Raw genomic sequence first — 12,527 nt, forward strand, 5'->3', positions numbered from 1 at the left:
CCTCAGCCCGGTAGGCCGGCGGCGCCGCCGAGCCCGAGCCGCGCCTCGGCGGCGGCGCGGGCCGCCGGGTCCAGCAGGTCGGCGAGGCTCAGCCCGTCCAGCACCGCCAGGAAGGCGGCCATCGCCCGGCCGAGCGCCGATTGCAGGCGGCAGGCGCCGGCGAGCACGCAGCGCTGCCCCGTCTCATCGCCGCAGGGATCGCCCTCGGGCGAGAAGCAGGCGACGAGGGCCAGGTCCTCCTCCGTCGCCCGCAGCACCGCGCCCAGGCCGATGGCCGCGGGCGGCCGCGCCAGCACCAGCCCGCCGCCGCGGCCGCGCCGCGTCTCGATGAAGCCGGCGCCGGCGAGGCGCTGCACCACCTTGTCCAGATGGTTGCCGGAGATCCGCCACGCGCCGGCGATCGCCTCGGTCTGCACGCGCTGGCCCGGGTGCAGGGCAAGGTGGATCAGGGTGCGGAAGGCGAGGTCTGAATGCAGCGTCAGGCGCATGGCTCGTCGCAATAGATCGCATGCCGGGCCCGGGCTGCAAGGTATAAGAAGTAAAAAATATACCACATTAGGAGCGGCCCATGCCCCTCGCCCCCGCCACCATCGCCCTGGTCAAGGCCAGCATCCCGGCCCTCGAGCAGCGCGGCCTCGACATCACCCGCCGCATGTACGAGCGGATGTTCCGCAACCCGGAAATCCGCGAGCTCTTCAACCAGTCGCATCACGGCGAGGCCGGGTCGCAGCCGAAGGCGCTGGCCGCGGCGGTGCTCGCCTATGCCCGGAACATCGACACTCTCGGCGCCCTCGGCGGGCTGGTGGAGCGGATCGCGCAGAAGCATGCCGGGCTGGTGATCCTGCCGGAGCACTATCCCTTCGTGGCCGAGGCCCTGCTCGGGGCGATCGGCGACGTGCTGGGCGAGGCGGCGACGCCGGAGCTGCTCGCCGCCTGGGGCGAGGCCTATTGGGCGCTGGCCGACATTCTGATCAGCCGTGAGGCGCAGATCTATCGCGGCCTCGCCGAAGCCCGTGGCGGTTGGACCGGCTGGCGCCGCTTCCGCATCGCCGGGCGGCAGCGCGAGAGCGAGGTCATCGCCTCCTTCGAACTGGCGCCGGAGGATGGCGGCCCGGTCCTGCCGCACCGGCCGGGCCAGTACCTCACCTTCCGCCTGCACATCCCCGGCCACGGACTGCTCAAGCGCAATTACAGCATCTCCTCCGCCCCGAGCGATCGCGGTTACCGGATCAGCGTGAAGCGGGAAGGGCAGGGGGTCGTGTCCAACTGGCTGCACGACGCGGCCAGCCCGGGGACCGTGCTGGAGGTCGCCGCCCCGGCCGGCGACTTCGTCCTGCCGGACCAGCCGGCGCGGCCGGTGGTGCTGGTCTCGGGCGGGGTCGGGCTGACGCCGCTGCTCTCCATGCTGGAGACCATCGCGGAGCGGCATCCGGCGCTCGGGACGCATTGGGTGCATGGGGCGTTCAGCGGCGCCACCCAGGCCTTCGGCGCCCGAGTGCAGGCGCTGGCGGCGCGGCTGCCGGCGCTGCGGGCCACCGTCTTCCACGAGGCGCCGCGGGCCGAGGATCGGGGGCTGGCCGAGCCCGGGCGGATCACCCCGGACTGGCTGCGCCGCAACACCCCGATCGCCGAGGCCGATATCTATCTCTGCGGCCCGAAGCCCTTCCTGCGGGACCTGGCCGGTGGGCTGCTGGCGGCCGGCCTGCCGGGTGAGCGGTTGCACTATGAGTTCTTCGGCCCGGCCGACGCCCTGCTGGCGGCCTGAGCGGCAAGGCTGGGCGGGCCGTCCTGTCGCCGGGGCGGCCGCCCTGCTACACCCGCGCGACCATGACCGACCACGACATCTTCGCCGCGCTTCGCGCCCGGACCGTCGCCCTCCTCGCCGAGCTGCTGCCCGACCTGCCCGGCGAGGCCTTCGCCCGCGTGCAGATGGAGCCGCCGCGCGACCCGAGCCATGGCGACATGGCGACGAATGCGGCGCTGGTGGTGGCCAAGCAGGCGCGGCAGGCGCCGCCGCGGCTGGCGGCAGCGCTGGCCGAGCGGCTGGCGGCGCTGCCCGAGGTGGAGAGCGCCACGCCCGCCGGCCCCGGCTTCGTCAACCTGCGGCTGCGCGACGCTTTCCTGCTCGCCCAGGTCCCGGTGATCCTGGCCGAGGGCGAGCGCTATGGCGACGGCCAGGCCGGCGCGGGGCGGCGGGTCGATGTCGAATATGTCTCGGCCAACCCGACCGGGCCGATGCATGTCGGCCATTGCCGCGGCGCGGTGGTCGGCGATGCGCTGGCCAACCTGCTGGCCAAGGCCGGCTGGGCGGTGACCAAGGAATACTACGTCAACGATGCCGGCGCGCAGGTGCAGGCGCTCGGCTACGCCGCCTACTGGCGCTACCTGCAGGCGCTCGGCACGAGCATGGGCGAGGAGGCGTTCGCCGCCCAGGTCCCGGGCGGCCTGCAATATCGCGGCGAGTACCTGATCCCGGTCGGCGAGGCGCTGCGGCAGCGCTTCGGCGACAGCCTGGCGCGCCGCGACGAGGTGCACGGCTTCGCCATGCGCCCGCCCGCCGAATGGCTCGGCACGGTGCGGGAATTCGCGGTCGGCCGCATGATGGAGATGATCCGCGAGGATCTCGCCGCGCTCGGCGTTTTCCAGGACGTCTTCGTCAGCGAGGCCGAGCTGGTGCGCGCCGGCAAGCTGGAGCAGGCCGAGGCGCTGCTCGCCGATCGCGGGCTGATCTATCGCGGCGTGCTGGAGCCGCCGAAGGGCAAGACGCCGGAGGATTGGGAGCCGCGCGAGCAGACGCTGTTCCGCGCCTCGCAATTCGGCGACGAGGTCGACCGGCCGCTGCGCAAGTCCGACGGCAGCGGCACCTATTTCGCCAACGACATCGCCAACCACCTGCACAAGATCGAGCGCGGCTTCGCCGAGCTCGTGCATGTCTGGGGCGCCGACCACGGCGGCTATGTGAAGCGCATGCAGGCCGCGGTCGCGGCGCTGTCGGGCGGCACGGTGCCGCTCGACGTCGTGCTGACGCAGATCGTGCATGTGGTGAAGGACGGCCAGCCGGTGCGCATGAGCAAGCGGGCCGGCACCTATGTGACGCTGCGCGACCTGATCGACGAGGTCGGGCGCGACGCGGTGCGCTTCACCATGCTCGCGCGCAAGGCCGATGCGCAGATGGAATTCGACCTCGACAAGGTGGTGGAGCAATCGCGCGACAACCCCGTCTTCTACGTGCAGTACGCGCATGCCCGCATCCGTAGCGTGCTGCGGCAGGCCGGCGATCCACCTGCGGGCGATCTGACCCTGGCGCCGCTCGGCAGCCTGACGGAGCCCGCCGAGCTTGCCCTGCTGCGCCGCCTGACCACCTGGCCCCGCATCGTGGAGGCCGCCGCCCTGGCCCGCGAGCCGCACCGAATCGCGTTTTTTCTCCATGACTTGGCCAGCGACTTTCATGTACTGTGGAATAAGGGTCGCGATGATGCGACCCTGCGATTCATCCGCGCGGATGAGCCGGAGGCGACGCGAGCGAGGCTTGCCCTCGTCGCCGCCACGGGGACGGTCATCCGCTCGGGCCTCGCGGTGATGGGGGTCACGCCCGTCGAGGAGATGCGGTGAGCGATCTGACGGTACCCTCCTGGCGCCCGCGCCAGGAGCGACAAGGGCCATCCTGGCGCATGCTGGCGGTGGCGGGGGGCATGCTCGGCGCGGCCGCCCTGGCGGGCGCCGTTTCCTGGGGCCTGTCGCGCATGGGGCCGCATCCGGTCCCGGTGATCGAGCCGGACCTGCGGCCGCTGAAGGTGCGGCCGGAGAATCCGGGCGGGCTGGTCGTGCCGAACCAGGATCAGGTGGTGCTCGAGCCGGTGGCGGTGCGCCGCGAGGCGGAGCGGCGCAACACCACGGCGCGGCTCGCCGCCGGGCCGGAGCTGCCGCAGCTCGACCTGCTGCGGCAGCAGACGGCGCCGCCCGCGCCGCCACTGGCCGCGCCGCCGGAACCCGCCATGCCGGTCCCCGGCCAGGCGTCCGAGATGGCGCCGCCCGCGCCGCCGCCTGCCGCGGCGACCCCTGCCATGCCGCTGCCGCCGGTCGCCGCGCCGGCTGCCGTCGCGCCGGCGCCAGCCCCGCCGCCCGTGGCGGCGCCGCGCCTCGCCCCGGTCGCCGGCGGCAAGGCGATGATCCAGCTCGGCGCCCTGCCGAGCGAGGAGGCCGCGCGCGGCGAGTGGGAGCGCCTGTCGAAGCGGGTGCCCGAGCTCGCCGGCTTCCAGCCCCGCATCAGCCGCGTCGAGCGCGAGGGCCAGGCCGCTATCTACCGCCTGCGCGTCGGCGGCCTGGCCGATGCCGCCGCAGCCAAGGCGCTCTGCGAGACGGTGCGCGGCGGCGGCGGGGCCTGCCTCGCCTTCGGGGGCTGACGCGTGCCGCAGCGCCCGCATGCCGCCATCGTCGGGATCGCCGGCCCGGCGCTCGGCGCGGAGGAGATCGCGCTCTTCCGCGCCGCGCCGCCGCTCGGCGCGATCCTCTTCGCCCGCAACATCGTCGATCCCGACCAGCTCCGCGCGCTGACCGCGGACCTGCGCGACCTGCTCGGCGCCGAGGCGCCGATCCTGGTGGACCAGGAGGGCGGCCGCGTCGCCCGCCTGCGGCCGCCGCACTGGCCGGGCTTCGCCCCCGCCGCCGCCTTCTCCGGCGGGCCGGCCGAGGCGGCGAGGGCCAATGCCGCGCTGCTCGGCCTCGCCTGCACCGGCGTCGGCTTCGACGTGGTCTGCGCCCCGGTCCTCGACCTGCGCCTGCCCGGCGCGCACGACATCATCGGCGACCGCTCCTTCGGCGCCGATCCGGCCGAAGTGGCCCGGCTCGGCCGCGCCACGGTCGAGGGGTTGCAGCAGGCCGGCTGCATCCCGGTGATCAAGCACATCCCCGGCCATGGCCGCGCCCTGGCGGACAGCCATCTGGAGCTGCCGCGCGTCTCGGCCGGGACGGAGGAGCTGGCGACCGATTGCGCGCCCTTCGCCGCCCTGGCCGAGGCCGGCGCCTGGGCGATGACCGCGCATATCCTCTACGAGGCGCTCGATGCCGAGCGGCCGGCGACGCTCTCGCCCCGGATCATCGCCGAGGTGATCCGCTCCGCCATCGGCTTCGACGGCGTGCTGGTGAGCGACGATCTCTGCATGAAGGCGCTGCGGGGCGAGCCCGGGGCGCTGGCGGCGGCATCGATCGGCGCGGGCTGCGACCTGGTCCTGCACTGCAACGGCGTCCTCGCCGAGACCGCCGCGGCGCTGGCCGGCTGCCCGCTGCTGTCGGAGGATGCGGAGTCGCGCCTGGCCGATGCCCGGGCCGCGACCCAGGCGCGCCGGCGGCCGCTCGATCCGGAGCGGCTCGTCGCGGCGCGCGATGCCTGGCTGGTGCCCGCAGCGTGACAGGGGGCGCCGGCTGGCTGCCGGAACTGCTCGCCGCGATCATCGCCTCGGTCCTCGCCATCACCCTGCACGAGGCGGCGCATGGCTATGCGGCGCTCGGGCTCGGTGACGACACGGCCAAGCGGATGGGGCGGCTCAGCCTCAACCCGCTGCGGCATGTGGACCGGGTGGGGACCATCCTGCTGCCGGGCTTCCTGCTGCTGGCGCAGCTCCTGACCATCGGCCGGGTGGAGTTCATGTTCGGCTGGGCCAAGCCGGTCCCGGTCGATGTCCGGTTCATGCGGCGCCCGCTGCAGGCGATGATGGTCGTCGCCGCGGCCGGGCCGGCGATGAATTTCTTCCTCGCCTGGTGCGCCGGGCTGCTGGTGCATCCGGTGGAGGCCTGGGGCGAATTCCTCTCGCCTGACTCCCTGCAGATCCTCTATCGCTTCATCGGGCTCTGCATTCTGGCGAATCTGGTCCTGGGCTTGTTCAACCTGCTCCCCATTCCGCCGCTCGATGGCGGCCGCATCCTGGCCGGGCTGCTTCCGCCCTCGCTGGCGCTTCCCTATATGCGTCTTGAGCGCTGGGGGATCCTGATCGTCCTCTTCGGCGTCTTCCTGCTGCCTCGCCTGGTCGATGGCTTCGATCCGGTCGGCTGGGCGCTGCGCAACGTCATCGGTTATGCCTTCGGCCTGGTGCTGCTGCTCTCGGGCAACGGGAGCGGCGGATGACGCCGGCGCCGGCCGCCGCCCCGCCCGCACCCGCACCCGGCGCCATCCCGACGCTGCATCTGCGTCTGGAGGGATTCGAGGGGCCGCTCGACCTGCTGCTCGACCTGGCGCGGGCGCAGAAGGTCGACCTGCACCGGATCTCGATCATCGACCTCGTGGACCAATTCCTCGCCGTGCTCGAGCAGGCGCGGCGGGTGCGGCTGGAGCTGGCGGCGGACTGGCTGGTCATGGCGGCCTGGCTGGCTTGGCTGAAGTCGCGCCTGCTGGTGCCGGAGGACCCGGCGACCGAGGAGGATGCCGAGGCGCTGGCCCTGGCGCTGACCGACCGGCTGGCTGAGCTCGCCCGCATGCGCGCCGCCGCTGCCTGGCTCGGCGAGCGTCAGCAGCTCGGCCGCGACATCTTCAACCGCGGCGCGCCGGAATCCCTGCGGCTCGAGGATCGCAGCGGCATCGCCGCCGATCTGCCGGCCCTGCTGCAGGCCTATGCCGCGGCCCGCCGCCGGGCCCTGGCGCGCCGGCCCTACACGCCGAAGCCGCGCAAGCTCTGGACGGTGCAGGAGGCGCTGGCGCGGCTCGGCCGGCTGGTCGGGGGGCTGCCCGACTGGGCGGTGCTGCAACGCTTCCTGCCGGACGGGCTGACCGACCCCGTCGAGCGCCGCGCGGCGATGGCGAGCACCCTTGTCGCGGCGCTCGAGACCGCCCGGGGCGGCGGCATCGAGCTGCGGCAGGAGCAGAGCTTCGGTCCGATCCTGATCCGCCGCCGCGCCCTGGCCGAGGACATGCCCGATGCCCGTGCCGCCTGAGGAGAGCGACCCGCCGCCAGCCGGGGCGGAGGCCGGGACACCCGCCCCGCCGGAGACCGCGGCCCCGGAGCACGCCACTCAGGCCTACGCCGCCGAGGCCATGGCACCGGAGGAGGCGCCGCCCGATCCGGCGCTCTTCGCCCATGCGCTGCGGCTGGCCGAGGCGCTGGTCTTCGCCAGCGACCGGCCGGTGACGCCGCAGCGGCTGCAGCAGGCGCTGCCGCCCGGGCTCGATGCCCGCGCCGTGCTGACCGCGCTCGCCGCGCAATGCGCCGACCGGCCGGTGCAGCTCGTCGAGGTCGCCGGCGGCTTCGCCTTCCGCACCGCGCCCGAGCTCGCCCCGGCGCTCACCCGCGTGGTGGAGGTGCCGCGCCGGTTGCCGCGCGCGGCGATGGAGACGCTGGCCATCATCGCCTATCACCAGCCCGTGACGCGGGCCGAGGTGGAGGAGATCCGCGGCGCCAGCCTCTCGCAATCGACGCTGGAGGCGCTGCTGGAGATGGGGCTGATCGCGCCGCGCGGCCGCAAGGAGGTGCCGGGCCGGCCCAGCCTCTGGGGCACGACGCCGCGCTTCCTCGAGCAATTCGGCCTGCGCGCCCTGACCGACCTGCCGCGCCGCGAGGAACTGGTGAACGAGCCGGGATCGGCGCTGCTGGCGCCCGCCGAGGCCGGGCCGGCGCCGGGCCAGGACGCCCGTTAGAGCGTGATCGCCTTGAGGTGGCTCACCGAAGGCGTGAAGCACGCGATCAAACAAGCGGGCCACTGAATACGAAGGCTGGTGGCCTGAGAGTGACGTCCGAAGGACTTATCGACCAGGACACTAGCAGGGCCGAAGCTGGACGGCAGGTGACGCTTCGGACGGATGGCGGGGGCGGCTTCGCATTCCCCGGCGCCGCTGCCTATCTGTGGCCCCGCAAGCCAGCGCTGATTGTTGGAACCATGCGTTCCTGCTAACGGAGGCGACCTTGCGGCGGCGGGGGGCTGGCCACCCGCACCGCGGTCGGAGACGTCATGTTCGACCTTGCCTGGTCCGAGATTGCGTTGATCGGCGTGGTGGCGCTCGTCGTCATCGGCCCGAAGGACCTGCCGGAAGCCATCCGCGGCCTCGCGCGCGGGGTGCAGAAGCTGCGGCGCATGGCCGGCGAGTTCCAGAGCCAGGCGGACGAGCTGGTCCGGGAGGCCAATCTTGAGGAAGTCCGCAGCTCGATCAACGAAATCCGCAACTTCAATTTCCGTGACACGGTCGAACGGCATATCGACGGCGACGGCTCGATCCGGCGGACCTTCACCGAGGATCCGCTGAAGGACGATCCGCTGAAGACGCAGCACGCCGCGACGACGGCGCCGGCTGAACCGCTGTCCGGCGCGCCGGAGGCCGCGGCTGCCGCACCCGCTGTCGCCGAGCCGCCGCCACCGCCGGCCGTGCCGGCTTTCATCCCGCCCGCCTATGCGCCGCCCGCCGCCGCGCCCGCGGCGCAGGCCGCGGCCGGGACGCCGCCACCCGCCTTCGTCCCGCCGCCCTCCGCCCCGCCGTCCTCCGCCCCGACTGGCGAGACGCCGGCACCGACCCACAAAGACTGAGCTCCCTCCGTGCCGCGCGACCCGGACGATACCGTCGACGACAAGCCGATGCCGCTGCTCGACCACCTGATGGAGCTGCGCACGCGGCTCCTCTGGTCGGTCGGCGCCTTCGCCATCGCCTTCGCCGTCTGCTACTACTTCTCGGCGCAGATCTACGGCTTCCTCGCCAGGCCGCTGGCCGACATCCTGCAGCATCAGGGCGGCGGCGACCGGCGGATGATCTTCACCGCCCTCTACGAGGCCTTCTTCACCTATCTGAAGGTGGCCTTCTTCGGCGCCGTCTTCTGCAGCTTCCCGGTCTGGGCGACGCAGCTCTGGCTCTTCGTCGCGCCCGGGCTCTACCGCTCGGAGAAGCGGGCGATCTATCCCTTCCTGATCGCCTCGCCCTTCCTCTTCGTGCTCGGCGCGGCGCTCGCCTACTACTTCATCTTCCCGCTCGCCTGGCGTTTCTTCATCACCTTCGAGACGCCGCCGGGCGAGGGCACGCTGCCGATCCAGCTCGAGGCCAAGGTCAGCGAGTATCTCTCGCTGGTCATGCAGATGATCCTCGCCTTCGGCGTCGCCTTCCAGCTGCCGGTGCTGCTGACGCTGCTCTGCCGCGTCGGCATCCTCTCGGTGGAGACGCTGAAGAAGGGGCGGCGCTACGCCATCGTCGGCATGTTCGTCGTCGCCGCGGTGCTGACGCCGCCGGACGTGATCAGCCAGATCGGCCTGGCCGTGCCGCTGCTCGGCCTCTACGAGATCTCGATCCTGGCGGCGACCTGGATGACGCGGCCGAAGAAGACACCGGACGACAAGACGAAGACCTGACCGATGCATGACATTCGCGCCCTACGCGCCGATCCGGCCGGCTTCGACGCCGCGATGGCCCGGCGCGGCCTGTCGCCGGTGGCCGAGACCGTGCTGGCACAGGATGCGGCCCGCCGCGGCGCGCAGCAGGCCCTGCAGGAGAAGCAGGCGCACCGCAACGCGCTGGCCAAGGCGATAGGCCAGGCGCGCCGCACCGGCGCCGACAGCGCTGGCCTGGAGACCGAGGGGGCCGCGCTGCGCGACGAGATGGCGGCGCTCGAGGCCGCCGCCGCCGAGGCGGAGCGGGCCCAGACCGCGATCCTCGAGACCCTGCCCAACATCCTCGATGCCGATGTGCCGGACGGGCGGGACGAGGCCGACAATGTCGTGCTGCACCAGCATGGCGAGCCGCCGCGGCCGAATTTCGCGCCGCGCCAGCATTTCGAGCTCGGCGAGGCGCTCGGCCTGATGGATTTCGCCGCCGCCGCCAAGCTGGCCGGCGCGCGCTTCACCGTGCTGCGCGGCGCGCTCGCCCGGCTCGAGCGGGCGCTCGGCCAGTGGATGCTGACCCTGCACACGGAACAGCACGGCTATGCCGAGACGGTGGTGCCCTATCTGGTCAATGCCGCGACCATGTACGGCACCGGCCAGCTGCCGAAATTCGAGGAAGACCTCTTCAAGACCACCGATGGCCGCTACCTGATCCCGACCGCCGAGGTGCCGCTGACCAACCTGGTGCGCGAGGAGATCCTGCCCGAGGCGGCGCTGCCGCTGCGCTTCGCCGCGCTCTCGCCCTGCTTCCGCTCCGAGGCCGGCAGCGCCGGGCGCGACACCCGCGGCATGCTGCGCCAGCACCAGTTCCAGAAGGTGGAGATGGTCTCCGTCACCCGCCCCGAGGACAGCGCCGCCGAGCACGAGCGGATGACGCGCTGCGCCGAGCGAGTGCTGACCGAGCTCGGCCTGGTCTGGCGGCGCGTGGTGCTCTGCGCCGGCGATACCGGCTTCAGCGCCGCCAAGACCTATGACCTCGAGGTCTGGCTGCCGGGGCAGGGCGCCTGGCGGGAGATTTCCTCCTGCTCCAACTGCCGCGACTTCCAGGCGCGGCGGATGAACGCCCGCATGAAGCCAGTTGAGGGCAAGGGCAACGTCTTCCTTCACACGCTGAACGGCAGCGGCGTCGCGGTCGGCCGCGCGCTGATCGCGGTGATGGAGACGCATCAGCAGGCGGATGGCAGCCTGCTCATCCCCGAGGTGCTGGCGCCCTGGATGGGCGGCCTGGAGCGGATCGGCCCCGCCTGACCGGGCGAGCGTCAGGTGCCGCCGGGCGCAAACCTCCGGTTTGCTTGACTTCGCAGCATAAGCTGCGGGCCTCGGACCGGTCATGCGACCGGTCCGTTGATATCAGAGATATCAGATCGCCACGCCCTGGCGGCCGGCGAGGTCCTGGATGAACTGCCAGGCGACGCGGCCCGAGCGGCCGCCGCGCGTCACCGACCACTCATTCGCCTCGCGCCGCAGCGCCTCCGCCGGCATCCCGATGCCGAGCGCCCGGGCATAGCCCTCGACCATGGCGAAATAGGTCGGCTGGTCGCAATTGTGGAAGCCGATCCAGAGGCCGAAGCGGTCGCTGAGCGAGACCTTCTCCTCCGTCGCCTCCGAGGGGTTGATCGCGGTGCTGCGCTCATTCTCGATCATGTCGCGCGGCATCAGGTGGCGGCGGTTGCTGGTGGCGTAGAACAGCACGTTGGGTGGCCGCCCCTCTATGCCGCCGTCGAGCACGCTCTTCAGCGCCTTGTAGTCGGCATCCTCCTTCTCGAAGGAGAGGTCGTCGCAGAAGACCAGCGCGCGACGATCCTGCGCGCGGAGGATGTTCAGCAGCTCCGGCAGGGTGCGGATGTCCTCGCGGTGGATCTCGATCAGCGCCAGGCTCCCCGGCGCCTCGGCATTCGCCGCCGCATGCGCCGCCTTCACCAGGCTCGACTTGCCCATGCCGCGGGCGCCCCAGAGCATCACGTTGTTGGCGGGGAAGCCGCGGGCGAAGCGCAGCGTGTTCGCCAGCAGCAGGTCCTTCTGCCGGTCGATGCCCTGCAGCAGCGCGATCTCGACGCGCGAGACGCGTGGCACGGGGGCGAGGCGCGGCGCCGGGCCGGGATGCCAGACGAAGGCATCGGCCCCCTCCAGCCGCGGCGGGGCGGGGGGAGGCGGCGCCAGCCGCTCGAGCGCCTCGACGAGGCGGATGATCAGGGCGTGGTCCATGACGTATTCCGGAAATCGGGCCGCACTTGACGGGAAGGGGGCGGAAGCTAGTTTGCGCGCGCCCTACACGGCAAGAGCCGGAACCGAGAGGACGACGCCCGGGATGCTCATCTCCCCCGCCTTTGCGCAGGATGCCGCCGGTGGCGGGCTGGCGCTGATCACCCAATTCGCGCCCCTCATCCTCATCTTCGCCGTCTTCTACTTCCTGCTGATCCGGCCGCAGCAGAAGCGCCAGAAGGAGCACAAGACGCTGCTCGCGGCGCTGAAGCGCGGCGACCGGGTGCTGACCGCGGGCGGCATCATCGGCCGCGTCACCCAGGTGAAGGAGGGTGTCGACGAGGTGGAGGTGGAGATCGCGCCGAATGTCCGGGTCAGCGTGCTGCGCCAGACCATCGGCGACGTGCTGAAGCCGGTCGGCGCCAACGACGCCGGCGGCAAGAGCTGAGGCGGCGCCCCTTCCTCCTCGCCCTGCTGGCCGCCGGCCCAGGCCGCGCGGCCTCGCCGGAGGCGGCAGCGCTGCGGGGCATGGTGGGCGGCACGCTGGCCCAGCTCGCGGCGCAGCCCGCGGTTGCGCCGACCTTGCGCGGGGCCGCGCGCGGCCGGCAGCAGAAGGTCTATGACGGGCTGCACGAGCCCGGGCCGCCGGTCGCGCTTTGGGCCGGACGCTGGCTGGTCGGCTGGAGCTGCGCCGATGCCGCTCGCGAGGGGGGATGCCGGGAGCGCGGCCTCTTTCTCGCCATCGATGCCGAGACCGAGCGGCTGTTCCTGATGCTGATCGAGGACGGCGTGCCGGACTACCTGGCGCCCGCCCGGACCGGCCGCTGGCCCGCGGCCCTGGCGGCGCCTTTCGCCGACTTCGCCCCGGAGCTGCCGCACCCCCCGATCTTCGACCAGCCCTGACCCCGCGCCGGGGCGGGCCGCCCGCCGCGGCATCGCCGGGCATGAAAAAGGGGCACCGGCGAAGGCCGGTGCCCCCG

The 12,527-nt window shown here is 72.9% G+C and carries 14 protein-coding genes; 12 read left to right on the plus strand and 2 right to left on the minus strand.

Annotation, left to right across the window (positions count from 1 at the left end; all coding sequences use genetic code 11):
- Positions 1-2: 2 nt before the first annotated feature.
- On the minus strand, positions 3-488 hold the full coding sequence (locus HJG45_RS22950; RefSeq protein ID WP_171615477.1) for an Rrf2 family transcriptional regulator: 486 nt from the start codon (positions 486-488) through the stop codon (positions 3-5).
- An 80-nt stretch (positions 489-568) separates the two neighbouring features.
- On the opposite strand from HJG45_RS22950, the gene hmpA reads away from it, so the two are divergent.
- The 10 genes from hmpA (at position 569) to serS (ending at position 10,593) form a co-directional block, all read left to right on the plus strand.
- Positions 569-1,765, plus strand: a complete 1,197-nt coding sequence (gene hmpA, locus HJG45_RS22955; RefSeq protein WP_171615479.1) for an NO-inducible flavohemoprotein — start codon at positions 569-571, stop codon at positions 1,763-1,765.
- Positions 1,766-1,827: 62 nt separating this feature from the next.
- On the plus strand, positions 1,828-3,612 hold the full coding sequence (argS, locus tag HJG45_RS22960) for an arginine--tRNA ligase (RefSeq protein WP_171615481.1): 1,785 nt from the start codon (positions 1,828-1,830) through the stop codon (positions 3,610-3,612).
- The gene (locus HJG45_RS29290; protein WP_171615483.1) at positions 3,609-4,403 is read left to right on the plus strand and encodes an SPOR domain-containing protein; all 795 of its coding nucleotides are present in this window, start codon (positions 3,609-3,611) and stop codon (positions 4,401-4,403) included. Before argS ends, HJG45_RS29290 begins: the two co-directional genes overlap by 4 nt.
- 3 nt (positions 4,404-4,406) lie before the next feature.
- Positions 4,407-5,408: a beta-N-acetylhexosaminidase gene (nagZ, locus tag HJG45_RS22970; RefSeq protein WP_171615485.1), complete on the plus strand. Its 1,002-nt coding sequence runs from the start codon at positions 4,407-4,409 to the stop codon at positions 5,406-5,408.
- Positions 5,405-6,121 carry a site-2 protease family protein gene (locus tag HJG45_RS22975; protein ID WP_171615487.1) on the plus strand — a complete coding sequence of 239 codons (717 nt, stop codon included), beginning with the start codon at positions 5,405-5,407 and terminating at the stop codon, positions 6,119-6,121. The genes nagZ and HJG45_RS22975 overlap by 4 nt, the downstream gene beginning before the upstream one ends.
- Positions 6,118-6,924, plus strand: coding sequence for a ScpA family protein (locus HJG45_RS22980; protein ID WP_171615489.1), 807 nt, complete (start codon positions 6,118-6,120; stop codon positions 6,922-6,924). Before HJG45_RS22975 ends, HJG45_RS22980 begins: the two co-directional genes overlap by 4 nt.
- A complete protein-coding gene (scpB, locus tag HJG45_RS22985) occupies positions 6,908-7,624 on the plus strand; it encodes an SMC-Scp complex subunit ScpB (RefSeq protein WP_408902031.1) in 717 nt (238 codons plus the stop codon). The genes HJG45_RS22980 and scpB overlap by 17 nt, the downstream gene beginning before the upstream one ends.
- A gap of 311 nt (positions 7,625-7,935) precedes the next feature.
- On the plus strand, positions 7,936-8,505 hold the full coding sequence (gene tatB, locus HJG45_RS22990) for a Sec-independent protein translocase protein TatB (RefSeq protein WP_171615491.1): 570 nt from the start codon (positions 7,936-7,938) through the stop codon (positions 8,503-8,505).
- A gap of 9 nt (positions 8,506-8,514) precedes the next feature.
- On the plus strand, positions 8,515-9,315 hold the full coding sequence (gene tatC / locus HJG45_RS22995) for a twin-arginine translocase subunit TatC (RefSeq protein WP_368040658.1): 801 nt from the start codon (positions 8,515-8,517) through the stop codon (positions 9,313-9,315).
- 3 nt (positions 9,316-9,318) lie between these two features.
- The gene (gene serS / locus HJG45_RS23000; RefSeq protein ID WP_171615493.1) at positions 9,319-10,593 is read left to right on the plus strand and encodes a serine--tRNA ligase; all 1,275 of its coding nucleotides are present in this window, start codon (positions 9,319-9,321) and stop codon (positions 10,591-10,593) included.
- A 111-nt stretch (positions 10,594-10,704) separates the two neighbouring features.
- On the opposite strand, the gene HJG45_RS23005 is transcribed toward serS, so the two are convergent.
- Positions 10,705-11,550 carry an ATP-binding protein gene (locus HJG45_RS23005; protein WP_171615495.1) on the minus strand — a complete coding sequence of 282 codons (846 nt, stop codon included), beginning with the start codon at positions 11,548-11,550 and terminating at the stop codon, positions 10,705-10,707.
- Between the two features lie 103 nt (positions 11,551-11,653).
- On the opposite strand from HJG45_RS23005, the gene yajC reads away from it, so the two are divergent.
- Both yajC and HJG45_RS23015 read left to right on the plus strand, forming a co-directional pair.
- A complete protein-coding gene (gene yajC, locus HJG45_RS23010; protein ID WP_171615497.1) occupies positions 11,654-11,995 on the plus strand; it encodes a preprotein translocase subunit YajC in 342 nt (113 codons plus the stop codon).
- Positions 11,996-12,075: 80 nt separating this feature from the next.
- Positions 12,076-12,450: a hypothetical protein gene (locus HJG45_RS23015; RefSeq protein WP_171615499.1), complete on the plus strand. Its 375-nt coding sequence runs from the start codon at positions 12,076-12,078 to the stop codon at positions 12,448-12,450.
- The last annotated feature ends 77 nt before the right edge of the window (positions 12,451-12,527 follow it).

The organism is Roseicella sp. DB1501 (assembly GCF_013112485.1).
Lineage (GTDB): Bacteria > Pseudomonadota > Alphaproteobacteria > Acetobacterales > Acetobacteraceae > Paracraurococcus.

Excerpts from the sequence above, each read along its gene's own strand:
- HJG45_RS22950 (WP_171615477.1), bottom strand. The coding sequence starts at position 488 with ATGCGCCTGACGCTGCATTCAGACCTCGCCTTCCGCACCCTGATCCAC.
- hmpA (WP_171615479.1), top strand. The coding sequence starts at position 569 with ATGCCCCTCGCCCCCGCCACCATCGCCCTGGTCAAGGCCAGCATCCCG.
- argS (WP_171615481.1), top strand. The coding sequence starts at position 1,828 with ATGACCGACCACGACATCTTCGCCGCGCTTCGCGCCCGGACCGTCGCC.
- HJG45_RS22980 (WP_171615489.1), top strand. The coding sequence starts at position 6,118 with ATGACGCCGGCGCCGGCCGCCGCCCCGCCCGCACCCGCACCCGGCGCC.
- scpB (WP_408902031.1), top strand. The coding sequence starts at position 6,908 with ATGCCCGTGCCGCCTGAGGAGAGCGACCCGCCGCCAGCCGGGGCGGAG.
- tatB (WP_171615491.1), top strand. The coding sequence starts at position 7,936 with ATGTTCGACCTTGCCTGGTCCGAGATTGCGTTGATCGGCGTGGTGGCG.
- serS (WP_171615493.1), top strand. The coding sequence starts at position 9,319 with ATGCATGACATTCGCGCCCTACGCGCCGATCCGGCCGGCTTCGACGCC.
- HJG45_RS23005 (WP_171615495.1), bottom strand. The coding sequence starts at position 11,550 with ATGGACCACGCCCTGATCATCCGCCTCGTCGAGGCGCTCGAGCGGCTG.
- yajC (WP_171615497.1), top strand. The coding sequence starts at position 11,654 with ATGCTCATCTCCCCCGCCTTTGCGCAGGATGCCGCCGGTGGCGGGCTG.
- HJG45_RS23015 (WP_171615499.1), top strand. The coding sequence starts at position 12,076 with ATGGTGGGCGGCACGCTGGCCCAGCTCGCGGCGCAGCCCGCGGTTGCG.